Source organism: Acinetobacter sp. GXMZU3951 (assembly GCF_054457875.1).
Genome location: NZ_JBTLFO010000003.1, coordinates 90,479 through 102,887, shown reverse-complemented (window position 1 = coordinate 102,887; position 12,409 = coordinate 90,479). Strand labels below are relative to the sequence as shown.

The 12,409-nt window shown below is 39.7% G+C and carries 10 protein-coding genes; 6 read left to right on the top strand and 4 right to left on the bottom strand.

Features of this window, described 5'->3' with window-relative positions; all coding sequences use genetic code 11:
- The first annotated feature begins 65 nt into the window (after positions 1-65).
- The gene (hemW, locus tag ACX17N_RS06320) at positions 66-1,220 is read left to right on the top strand and encodes a radical SAM family heme chaperone HemW (RefSeq protein ID WP_458891963.1); all 1,155 of its coding nucleotides are present in this window, start codon (positions 66-68) and stop codon (positions 1,218-1,220) included.
- Between the two features lie 372 nt (positions 1,221-1,592).
- Here the strand turns inward: hemW and ACX17N_RS06315 are convergent, their stop codons facing one another.
- The 3 genes from ACX17N_RS06315 to ACX17N_RS06305 form a co-directional block, all read right to left on the bottom strand.
- Positions 1,593-1,790, bottom strand: a complete 198-nt coding sequence (locus tag ACX17N_RS06315; RefSeq protein WP_241626000.1) for a hypothetical protein — start codon at positions 1,788-1,790, stop codon at positions 1,593-1,595.
- 62 nt (positions 1,791-1,852) lie between these two features.
- Entirely contained in the window at positions 1,853-2,080 is a 228-nt protein-coding gene (locus ACX17N_RS06310) for a hypothetical protein (RefSeq protein WP_458891701.1), read from the bottom strand.
- A 97-nt stretch (positions 2,081-2,177) separates the two neighbouring features.
- On the bottom strand, positions 2,178-2,393 hold the full coding sequence (locus ACX17N_RS06305; RefSeq protein WP_458891700.1) for a cold-shock protein: 216 nt from the start codon (positions 2,391-2,393) through the stop codon (positions 2,178-2,180).
- 1,375 nt (positions 2,394-3,768) lie between these two features.
- On the opposite strand from ACX17N_RS06305, the gene ACX17N_RS06300 reads away from it, so the two are divergent.
- From ACX17N_RS06300 to hchA, 4 genes are all read left to right on the top strand, one after another.
- On the top strand, positions 3,769-4,149 hold the full coding sequence (locus ACX17N_RS06300) for a hypothetical protein (RefSeq protein WP_458891699.1): 381 nt from the start codon (positions 3,769-3,771) through the stop codon (positions 4,147-4,149).
- Positions 4,143-5,363 carry a CsgG/HfaB family protein gene (locus tag ACX17N_RS06295; protein WP_458891698.1) on the top strand — a complete coding sequence of 407 codons (1,221 nt, stop codon included), beginning with the start codon at positions 4,143-4,145 and terminating at the stop codon, positions 5,361-5,363. The genes ACX17N_RS06300 and ACX17N_RS06295 overlap by 7 nt, the downstream gene beginning before the upstream one ends.
- A 149-nt stretch (positions 5,364-5,512) precedes the next feature.
- Complete coding sequence (locus ACX17N_RS06290) at positions 5,513-6,280, top strand: hypothetical protein (protein WP_458891697.1); 768 nt, start codon at positions 5,513-5,515, stop codon at positions 6,278-6,280.
- 674 nt (positions 6,281-6,954) lie between these two features.
- Positions 6,955-7,824: a glyoxalase III HchA gene (gene hchA / locus ACX17N_RS06285; protein WP_458891696.1), complete on the top strand. Its 870-nt coding sequence runs from the start codon at positions 6,955-6,957 to the stop codon at positions 7,822-7,824.
- A gap of 66 nt (positions 7,825-7,890) precedes the next feature.
- Here the strand turns inward: hchA and ACX17N_RS06280 are convergent, their stop codons facing one another.
- Positions 7,891-9,714, bottom strand: coding sequence for an acyl-CoA dehydrogenase C-terminal domain-containing protein (locus tag ACX17N_RS06280; RefSeq protein WP_458891695.1), 1,824 nt, complete (start codon positions 9,712-9,714; stop codon positions 7,891-7,893).
- A 346-nt stretch (positions 9,715-10,060) separates the two neighbouring features.
- On the opposite strand from ACX17N_RS06280, the gene ACX17N_RS06275 reads away from it, so the two are divergent.
- Positions 10,061-12,364, top strand: coding sequence for a hypothetical protein (locus tag ACX17N_RS06275; protein ID WP_458891694.1), 2,304 nt, complete (start codon positions 10,061-10,063; stop codon positions 12,362-12,364).
- Positions 12,365-12,409 lie beyond the last annotated feature (45 nt).

Genomic DNA, 12,409 nt, shown 5'->3' with positions numbered 1-12,409 from the left:
ATAAGAGTCTTGATGCAGTCATGTTAAAATATGCAAGATTTCCGCTGTGTTTTAGAGTCCTGTCCTTGGCTGATTTACTTCCTGCAAATATTCCATTGTCTTTATATATTCACATGCCATGGTGTGTGCGTAAGTGCCCTTATTGTGACTTTAATTCGCATGCGGTGCCAGATGGCAAACTGTCTTTAGACTTGGAGCAACAGTACTTACAGGCTTTGGTGGAAGACTTTAAAACCCAAATTGACTTTGCTCAAGGGCGCAGCATTCATAGTGTCTTTATTGGCGGCGGTACACCATCGCTGATTTCAGCACAAGGCTATGCTTGGTTATTTGCTCAGCTCAAAGCTTTATTGCCGTTTGAAGATGGCTGTGAGATCACGCTCGAAGCCAATCCCGGTACGCTAGAACATGATCCTTTTGCCGACTATTTGGCGGTTGGGATTAATCGCCTGTCGCTTGGGGTACAAAGTTTTGATACCGAACATTTACAAAAACTTGGGCGGATTCATAGTAATCAAGATGCGATTTCCGCGATTGGTCTAGCGCGAGACGCAGGGTTTAAACGGATTAATGTCGATCTGATGCATGGCCTACCTGAACAGACCTTAGCACAAGCCTTATTCGATTTAAAACTGGCGGTTGAAAGTGGTGCAACGCATATCTCGTGGTATCAACTGACCATTGAGCCGAATACGGTGTTTTTTAGAACCCAACCCATTTTACCTGTCGATGAAGTGCTGGAAGACATTCAGGCCCAAGGTGAAGCCTATTTAAAAGCTCAAGGTTTTGTGAATTACGAAGTTTCGGCATGGCGGAAAGAATTACCTTCGGCACATAATTTGAATTACTGGCAATTTGGGGATTATTTGGCGATTGGTGCAGGTGCACATGCCAAAGTCACGTTGCCTGATGGGGTGTATCGCTTTCAGAAAACCCGCTTACCCAAAGACTATTTAGCCAAAGTCCCTGCGGAGCATGTGCAATTTAAACGCATTGCAGCGGAAGAATTGCCGTTTGAATTTATGATGAATGCGTTGCGATTAAATGATGGGGTTGCAGCAGAAAATTATGCGCTACGTACAGGTTTGAGTCTGGATGATTTATCTGAAACCTTGGCTTCTTTACGCCGTCGAAAATTGATGCAGGATGATGCCACTCATTTGGTTTGTACTGAACAGGGGCATATCTTTTTAAATTCGGTACTGGACGAGTTTTTGTAAGCTTATACAGGGAAACTTGTGAATTGAAATGTCATTTTAAATTCTGATTTAAAATGAAGTCAGGCTATGCGGAGCATTGGTTGTAAATGCCCGATTAGGATTAATTGGGCATTGCTTTATATTTTAATTCATCGATTTATAGTAAATAAGGTGGATTAAGTGGATTTTAGAAAAACGGTCTAATCTTCAAATTAAAAAATAAATAGATAAAAAAGAAGTTAATGATCTTCAATCAAAGTACAGGCTTTCCAGCAGGTACTTTGGTACAAATAAATAAAGGTTTTGTTGTAATTAGATGCCCGTTTTTTACTTTCTAAAATTGAATCTCGATCGTCTTGAGCTAACACCTAATGATCTAACACAAATTATTATCTATATAATTTTAAAAATTTTTCCACTTAAGGTACTTTGAAAAAGCATTTCAAAACTAGGTCGAATATCTTCGCCATCAACGGTGATATGTTTTATATTCGAATGCGATTGCGTGTTGGCAAACTGATGATCCACTGTTGCTTGAATAGTGTGTTTAATCCCAAACTGATCTTTCACGCTAAGACTCTGTTTAAACATATATATATCCTGAATAAAATTGTAGTAGGAGAGTAAATTATTGATGTTTATTAATTTTATCTCTAAGAAACTTTGTGGTTCAATTTAAACAATTGATTTGGAGAAGTGTAAAATGTACGACCATCCAAATTTAAATCAACCTCGATTCCAGATTCCAGCAGAACTCTTTTACCAACTTCAATTTGTTTAAAACCTTGACGTGTATTCTGCATTTTATTGAGGGGAATTAATGAAACAACAATTTCAGTACCATTTTTAGATTTTGCAATTAAATCATTTATTTTTAACAACTTATATCCTATTTTTTAGAGATTCTTTGCTTTTGAAAACAAATTTTAAAGTTTAAAAAAGCACTCGTGAGTGCTTTTTACTACTGCCTATTATTACTTAGATCGCAATAATATTTACAGCATTCGGTCCTTTTTGACCTTGAGCGACACTGAATTCAACTTGCTGGCCTTCAAATAAGGTTTTGAAACCTGAACTCGCGATTTCGCTGAAATGCGCAAAAACGTCTGGACCTGATTCTTGTTGAATGAAACCAAAACCTTTAGCTTCGTTAAACCACTTAACCGTACCTTTAACAACATTTGAGTTTGACATAATATATCCTACTAATTTTTAATAATTTTTTAGTCATTTTATTGACTGATTATAACTTTGAAATAATAAAGAATGAGACTTAAAATCTAAAAAACGAAGGATTATGACTAAAACTGCGATACTTAAGGAAGATTTACCGAAACAAGACTTTTTTCTAGTTAAGTTAACTATACACTAAAAATATAAATAATCAAGTTTTTAAATATATATATTTATTTTTTTTATAAAAGAATAATTTTTCTATAAAAATCCTCTTAATTCAGCAATATACTATTCGGCTTTAATTGTGATTGCTATTCAATAGGTTTAATTGACTCGAATGGCATTTTTTAAAATCAGTCAATCAATGTGATTGTATAGTTTCAGACTATTAGTTGTTCTTATTTTAGAAATGATGCTTTTTCTCCATTCATAAAAACAACTTTTATAATGCTTTGGGTTTTCGAACATAATGCTTATGATACAAAGTGAATTTATATTTTTACTTAAGTATTAATCGCTTAATAGGAATTCAAAGTTAAAATGCACAAAATGCCGACATTGAAACAAGTCGGCGTTTTCATGAGCGAAGCTGTTACTTGTAGCGAATTGAGTTGCTAGTAAACCATTCAGATTTTAATTTGTCCCTCAATAGCGGAATGCTTCGGTTTCTGAAATGATCCGCAATTTCTGCGGATAAATCTTGGGTTGAGTTTTGAGCAGTTTTGTACGCTGTGGCTGACATAAATCAGAGAATATTGCGTCTATGTCAGCTTTAAGATTTTTCATATGATGGAGCCATAGAGAACAGGAAGTTCCAAAACATAAAACAATAATGATAAGTTCAACACCAGGATGTGAGGTACGACAGGAGTTATACCTAAGCAACACATACAAAAAAGCCCGACAGGATGTCGGGCTTTTTTACTTTCTAAATCAGCGCAAAATCGAATGCAAAATAAAGTCGCAATGATTTTGTTATAACTTTATGTGAAAAGAAAAATATAAAATGATTTTGAAAAATCTTAATTTTTGAATATTAAAATAATCAAATCAAATATATAAACTAGTGTTTAATATAAATAATGATGTGTAGTTGTGGGTTTTAATGTTTTAATATTTACATTAGTTTTCTCTATTTTATATTCTAAATATTTTATTTGTCTATTTTTAAATTCATATCTATTTACAATTAAGTGGTTATACCAAGTTTTAGTCATTTAATCTAAAAACAACAAGCTGATTTTAATTTAAAAGAGGGATAATATATCAACCGGTATATTGAATGAAAATTAGTTGCATTTATGTGGTTTAATTCGTTTTGGTTAGAATTTCTAAATATTTATGTTAGATAAAATTTAAATATTTGGAAAGATCAAAATGGAAGGTCACAGCCATGAGAAATGCAGCAATCAAAATAGCATTATGCTGTTTGCTTTTTTTGCAAAATTCCTATGCGGCAGATGAATGGAGCCAGCGTTGGCAAGCTTCGAGAACACGCGCCGCAGAGCATTTGGTTCAAGCCAATTTAATTGAGTTAATGGATTCGGATTATTACGACGGAGTAGGCAAAACCACCATTTATAGCAATACGACTTCGACCAGTTCGGTCGGTACAGTCAACTCATCCACCAGTAATGTGAATCTTACCGGTTCAGACAACAATGTGGGTATTTCTGCTGATGCGCAGAATGAGTCAGAAGTGAATTCAACCACCAATAAAGCCAATCAAGCCTGTCCTAATTTAGGCACCCTTACGGGAGCCACGCTATGTTGAATCATAAAAGAACAAAAACAGTATTTTCTGTAAGTGCAGTGCTGGTCTTAAGTCAAGTCGTGACGGGTTGTACTGGCCTTGCATTCTCTAACAAAAAGCCTGTCACTTTAGTACAGGGTCCCCCCATTACCGATATTTTTACCCCTTTTGATATGGCTTTGTCCTGTTTAAAAGGGCAATTACGCAATGATGTAAATTTTTCTGTGGGTGCAATTTTAGATCAGACGGGCAAAGATCTGGTCACTGATGGAGGAACGGGAAAAATGGTCACTCAAGGTGCGGGTGACATGGTGCAATCTGCGTTGTTCCAAGCTGGTGTGAGCCTTTTAAACCGACGTGATCCACGCATTATAGAGAGTGAGGCAAAGTGGGGCATCCGTGATCCTAAAAATATTCAGGCGTCCGATTATTATGTCACTGGCAGCATCAACAGTTTGGACTTTATTCCTGGTGGTGGTTTGGACATGCAAATTGCAGGAGTTGGTCCCACATATAGTCAAACCCGGATCATGGTTGGTCTAGATTTATCGTTAACCGATACCCGAACGAGCCGAGTAGTGGCGAATGTTTCTCTACAAAAGCAAATTGTAGCGCAAGATTATGGCATTAACGCAGGTCGATTTGCGGGTCATACTTTGCTGAATATTCAAATAGGCAAGGGGGAGCGTGAGGCGACCAACTTTGCACTCCGGCAAATGTTGAATTTGGCAACCTTTGAATTATTAAGTCAGGTCATTCCACCTCAATCTTTTGCAAGTTGTCGGGCAGTCATTCCCCCTGAATACGGGCAATTAAATTTAACCCGAAGTTCAGTTGCATTGCATAAGTATCAAGTTAATCAGCAACAAAATAGTGCAGCTTCAAATATAGCTCCACAATCTTCAGCGACTGTTAAAAGTACTGCGGTAACTAATCAAGATAAGGTGACGAATACAGCAAAAAGTACATCAAGCAATGACAAAAATAAATCTACAAATACTCCCAATAAAGATACTCAGCCACCTAAGCAAAAGGAATCGGATTTGATTCAGGACCCTGATGCCGAACCAGAAATGAGTAAACAAGATTTAATTAAATATATTAGCCAAAATCCGCCTGTACCCACCAAGCACGTGAAGGCAGAAAATAAGCAAGAAGATGAGCAACCTCAGCAGCTTTGGAGTGCAAACCCAGCAGTTGTTGAAAATTATTGGTCTACAACTCAACGGGATTAAACAAATATTAAATGGGCTCGCTCCCAGTGCGATGAAAAAAAGAAGTACTTAGCGAGGAGTATTTCAGTATAAGCAAGGACATAATCATGAATACGTCAATTAAAACACTCGTTTTATCGATATCAGTAGCATGTCTATCTAGCGTGGCTATGGCTGACACGGAAATCTCTGTCGATACTAATTTAACAAACACCCTAGCTACAATTGCTAAACAAGGTATGGATGGCTCCGCATTAAATCTTGCAATCAATACAGGTGATGTGAATGCAAGTGTGAATACAACTGGAGAGGGTTTTGATCTCAGTAAAAGTTATCATGGATTTGAAATAGATGGTAAGTCAGTTAACTCATTGACGGGAGATATTAAAACTATGGCACTTGGTGCAGCCAATACAGGTACCATTAATCTTCAACAGGGCAGTTCGACTGTCAGTAATACCGTCACCTTAGATGGTAGCTTTAAAGCTGGTATGGCAGGTTCTGTAAGTGAAGCAGGTTCAGAGACTACGGAAAGTTCTAACCAAACCGCTGCAGGTGGACAAGCTTCAGCTGGTCAAGCATCTTCAGAAAATGAAGAGTACGATCACGGATGGTTCGGTAGTGGGTCTTCTAGTGACTCTTCTAGCAGTAATAGCAGTATTAGTGGTTGGTACTATAACGCTAATAACTATTACAATACTGCGAGTGAGGCATTCACATCAGCAATCGCAGCTGGAGTCGAGGCAGAAATCAGTACAAGTAATGCATCATCAGCGGCAAGTACAGCCAGTAACTATGCTGCAGCCAACGTTGCCTTTAATTCAGGTGATATCAATGCTTCTGTGAATACCACAGGCTTTACTAATACACTGGGTGACATTGAAACAACAGCGGTTGGTGCAGTAAATACAGGTGCTATTACTGTAACTGTAAAATAATTCTATTCAATAACTTAAAGCAGAATCTAACTATCTAAAGATAGTTAGATTCTTTTTATTGAGGAAAAGTCCTGTATTGCAGAGCTAATAACGATTAAAGAGCTGCTTCAATCCTAGGTGTACTATATTTTTTAATCTAATATTTTGAAAGATTTATACTTTTGAACAGTTCATTTTTTTACTTTTAATGCTGTTTAAAATCAGCAGCAAAGTTTCTCTTAATATGTAGGATTAATTGGGCTGGATTTCATGCGATAAAGTTTTGATTTGATATACATGTTATGTATAACGCTTATTATGTTAACTTTAGATAAATTTGAAAATTAAGAAAAAATAAATCTATAATCCAAAAATTTTTTAATTAAAAATTAAAATGATACCAGATGATTTAAAAAATACCCTAAAGCAATATGGATACATTTTTATAAAAACTTTGAATTTGATGGACATGGATAACACCGTCAAAGCAATAGAAACACCCAAAATGCCTTATCATCATCCCAGAATGGTTTTGGCAGATTTTGAAAGTGCTACAACAACATTAAAAGCTTCGAATTACATCTTAAAACAGTGCCACTGTGAAACTTTGTTATGCTGAATAAATGCGCTGTAGTGCAGGACTTTAGGTTTCGAAAAATTGAAAAAAAACCACGCAATAATAACGGAGAATTCGTATGGTACAGGCCAGCCAAGACCGTAATCCAACCCCTGATTTAGCTGAAGACAATGCCTTTTTCCCTTCACCTTATTCACTTTCTCAATACACTGCCAGTAAAACTGATTTTGATGGCACGGACTATCCTACGCCTTATACTGGGCATAAAAAAATTCTGATGATTGCAAGCGATGAACGCTATTTGCTCATGAAAAATGGAAAATTCTTTTCTACGGGCAATCATCCTGTAGAAACCTTGTTGCCGATGTATCATTTAGATCGTGCGGGTTTCAAAATTGATATTGCGACCTTATCGGGCAATCCTGTCAAGCTTGAAATGTGGGCGATGCCTCATGAAGATGCTGTGGTGCCAGCAACATTCCAAAAATATTTAGCCCAGTTTAAAAAGCCTTTAAAACTTGCAGATGTATTAAAAAATAGTTTAGGTGAGGATTCTCCCTATTTGGCTGTCCTTATTCCCGGTGGGCATGGTGCTTTAATTGGTTTACCTCAAAGTGAAGACTTAAAAACTTTATTGAAATGGGCGGTAGCCAAAGATAAATTTGTGATTTCTTTGTGTCATGGACCAGCAGGGTTATTGGCAGCGGCTGTGAATGAAGCACCAGAAAATTATATTTTTAAAGGCTATAAAATGTGTGTTTTCCCCGATGCACTTGATCAAGGGGCAAACCTAGATATTGGTTATATGCCGGGAGAGTTACCTTGGTTATTGGCGGAACGCCTCGAACAACTGGGTGTTGAAGTGGTTAATAAAGAGATGTCGGGACAATGTATTCAAGACCGTAAGTTAATTACAGGCGATAGCCCGTTGGCATCGAATACCTTGGGTAAAATGGCAGCTCAAGCTTTATTGGAAGAAGTTCAGTAGAGAAATGAAAAGCGATGCAAAGAATAAAAAAGACCGCCTTAGCAGTCTTTTTTATGGGTTTAGAACTTAGTAATCAAAACTAAAATGTTCCGCAGCCAAAGAAGTCATGGTGCGAGAAGGATTGACCATCGCTTCAGCATGACCTTGAGTGCGCGGTAACAAACGCTCAAAGTAGAAGTCTGCCACTTTAATTTTGGCTTTATAGAATTCCGCGGTTTCTTGACCTTCACCCGCAGCAAGTTTGGCAGAAGCCACCGCAGCTTGTTGTGCCCAGAAGTAGGCCATCATCACATAACCTGAGAACATTAAGAAGTCGACAGAAGCGCTCGACACGATGTCACGATCCTTACGTGCTGCCAGCATAATGCGGACGGTGAGGGCATTCCATTGTGCACATAACTTGGTTAAATCCCATGCAAAACGACGCATGTATTTATTGCGTGCATGTACACCACAGAATTTCAAAATTTCAGCGGTGTAGTCACGAATCACTTTACCTTTAGAGGTGAGTAGCACTTTACGGCCAATCAAATCCAGTGCTTGAACACCCGTTGTGCCTTCGTAAAGAGTTGCGATACGGGCGTCACGGACAATTTGTTCCATGCCCCATTCTTTAATGTAGCCGTGCCCACCATACACTTGCATACCATGATTGGCGGCTTCAAAGCCCAACTCGGTTAAAAAGCCTTTTAAGATAGGGGTATAGAAACCTAAATGGTCATCATGCTCTTCAAAGGCTGCGGTATCACCACGTGTTAGAGCATCCGCCATTTTATCGGCAATTTGCGCAGCATGATAAATCATGGCACGACCACCTTCAGCAATGGCTTTTTGCGTGAGTAACATGCGACGCACATCGGCATGGTGAATAATCGCATCCGCCACTTTTTCAGGGTCTTTTTTACCTGAAAGTGCGCGCATGGACATACGTTCCTTGGCATAAGGCAATGCGCCTTGGAATGACAATTCGGCATGGGCAATACCTTGAATAGCCGTCCCAATACGCGCGGTATTCATAAAGGTAAACATGGCATGTAAGCCTTTGTTTGGTTCACCAATCAAATAGCCCACGGCATTGTCAAAGTTCAATACCGAAGTAGCAGAAGCGCGAATCCCCATTTTGTGTTCAATCGAACCACAGGTGACAGGGTTGCGTTCACCTAAGCTGCCATCTTCATTGACCAAGAATTTCGGCACGATAAATAGCGAAATACCTTTGGTGCCCGCAGGCGCATCGGGTAAACGTGCCAAGACAATATGCACAATGTTTTCGGTCAGGTCATGTTCACCTGCCGAAATGAAAATTTTGGTGCCCGAAATGTTATAGGTACCATCCGTATTCGGTTCTGCTTTGGTTTTGACTTGACCCAAGTCGGTACCACATTGCGGTTCAGTCAAACACATGGTGCCAGACCAAGTCCCCGCGACTAAATTTGGCATATACAGATTTTTTTGTTCATCCGTACCAAACTGCAAAATAGTGTTCATACAGCCAATACTTAAACCTGGGTACATCTGGAAAGACCAGTTCGCAGTACCCATCATTTCCGATTTAATCAGGTTGAGGGATTGCGGTAAGTTTTGCCCACCAAACTCTTCAGGGAAAGACAGACCTTGCCAGCCACCTTGGACAAACTGGTCATAGGCTTCTTTAAAACCTTTAGGGGTTTTTACTTCACCATTGTCAAAGTGACAACCTTCCTCATCACCAGACTGGTTGAGAGGGGAGAGTACGTTTTCACAGAAATCCGCCGCACCTTCTAGAATCATGTCTACAGTGTCAGCATCGGCGAGTTCGCCATTGGATAAAGTTTTGTAATGTGCTGGGTAATCAAACACTTCATTCATTAAAAAGCGAATGTCGTGTAGAGGGGCTTTATATGCTGGCATGATATTAATCCTAATTTAGAAATAGTTTTTGGATTATCCGAATCGATAATTTGATTATTCACATTAGTTATAAAAATACATTGATAGTGTAGCCTAATAAAAATGTCAGAAAGGCTAATTGACTTAAAAAATGTTATCAAAATATTGTATTTTTTTGCTACAGTATCCGCGGTCTTTTGATCAAATAATCAAATTTCTTGATGTATTAAAGTATAAATAAATAAGGGGTTTAAAAAAACCTATGCGTTTAAAATATTTAAGTTGCTGTCTTTTAAGTTTGAGCATGATCGGTTGCTCCCAGCATGTCATAAAATCCAATTCGAATGCATCTTCTACGCAGAACTCTTTGCAACAACAAGCGGCAGCTGGCGTGAATGCCATGTACGAATCTCCGAGTTATGATTATCGTGGCACGATGGGTTTTCAATTCGATACCAGTCGTAGTCAGCTGACGGCTTCCAACGAGGCACAACAGCTCCCTCAAAATCTCGATCCGGCATTGCAAAAGCAGTTAGATCAATATATCAAACAGCAAAAGTTAGCGTTAAATAAGCAACAAAAACAAGCCTTGTATAATGCGATTGCCACAGCACAAAATCCTTATGCCATGTACGGCACAAGGGGCGATTCATCGGCAGCACGCATTGCTGCAGGTGCCATGAATTTTATGAATGATTTGCACATCAGCTATGATGGTTCGGTGCATTATCGAGACAAAATGGCCTCGTTAAATTTGGTTGCGAAATACCAGAAGCCAACCTTACTGGTCGAAGCCAAGTTACCGATGGTGGTCGATTTCCAAAACTATAAGTTCTATGCCAACTATTTCGCCTTGATGCCATATTTGGTGAATCGTGAAAGTCAGGCTTCTTATGCTTATCTTGATTTTTCTAAATATAAGCAAGACATTCAACGAGTCAACCTGCCGAAGTTGGTCGACTATTTGAAACAAGTCAATGCTTTGCCTTATGCACTGGCGGATGAAAAGCAGTTACAGCGAGTGAATGTCACCGCACAAGAAAAACAACAAGGCATCAGCAATAAAATTCGCTATCAAGGGGATTTAGCTACCTTGATGTTACAGATGAGTGCGTTTGAGCAGATCAATAACCCGTATTTCAATCAGCAGGTTTTGGGCTTGGTTGAGTCAGATTCTGTGGGCGAAGATGCTGTGGCACCAACGGCAGAAGCTGAGAAAGTCGTCGCAGCCGCTGAAGAGGCGGGTGGTTCAATCAGTGCCCAAGCCTATGCCTCATCAGAGCGTGTCAGCAGTTTAATTAATGAACGCTTGGATGAGTTGCTTTATTCAGGACAAGATGCCGCACAGGATGGGGTTGAGGCTGAGGAGGCAGATTGTGGGGGGGATCAGGCGACCTGTGATAGCGCTGAATCCGCGTATGCCGATACCGAGAATGAGAGCCATGCCGATGTGGATGCCCGTGCAGTTGATGCAGAAGAAAACAGCTTATTGTCTGAACAGGCTTGTGAAGCACTCTTAGGTAGCAAGAAGCATTTGGCAATAGGTGATGTGACTTTCTGTCGTGACTATTATGGGGTGAAACTGCTGCAAGATGCTGAAAATACCTCGCCAACTGCAGCGAGCACTTCGAGTTTGGAACAGAAGCTGAGCGCGATGCAACAGGTGCAAGCGATTTTTGCCCCTTATGTCAGCGAGCAGTTGACCGATGTGCAAGCCTTTAAAGCCTTGTGGGTCAAACACCAAGCCGAAATTCAGACCGCACTGGCAGACAGTGGTCAAGACATGCCAGTCAGCATCGTTATGGGCTTAGATGCGCAAGGTCGCGCAGTCGATTTAGATTATCAGTTGCAATTGAGTGATGACACCATCGGTAAGATGGGAGTGCATATAGACATGCAAGTGTCGAATTATGGACAGGCCACCCCAATTGATAAAAAAGCCTTACGTGAAGCCAAGTCCGTCGAAGAAGTGACCAAAGGCTCAATGTTGGAAAATGCCATCAAAGGTTTTACCGAGTCTTTAGGGATCTCGGAAAATGTCGCGGAGAACGCGCAGGATAGCTTGAGTTTTGATGAACAACTGTCGGAATTGGCTGGCGAAACCTTTGCCAAGACCGATTCTTATCTGAAGACTTATCAGGCGGTATTTGTGCTGATGCTGTCAGCGCATCGCCCTGAACTGATGCAACACTATAGCAACAGTGAATTGAATGAAATTGCTGAAGTTTATGCCTATCGCTTTAATGACCGTTTAGAAGAGCCAAAAGGCAAAGCCTTAACGCGTTTGAATGCTCTGAAACAAAAGCATAAATTGTTAGAGCCCGACCAGTTCGATGATTTGGGCTATAGCGTTGCCCGTATTGTGCAAGACGCTTCAGCGGGTGCAGAAGAGCGTCAAGCGTGGAATAAACGCATGCAACAATACAAAACTCCGCAAGCCCTGTTTGCCCACTATTATGCTGAACTGTTCAAAGATGATTATGATTTGAATGCGGAACAGAGCAAAGCGCTCACCGGTGCCGCAGCGGTACTGGGACAAGCTTTTGCTGATGATCGTAAGCACAAGCTTTCAGAAAAATCGATTGCCCAGTTAACAACAGACTATGATGGCTTGTTTGATTTCGATCTGTATGAAAAAGCCTATATCGATATTGTGACGCATCAGAAATAGCCCTTTAGATAAAAAAACCAGCCGATGGAGGCTGGTTTTTTTATG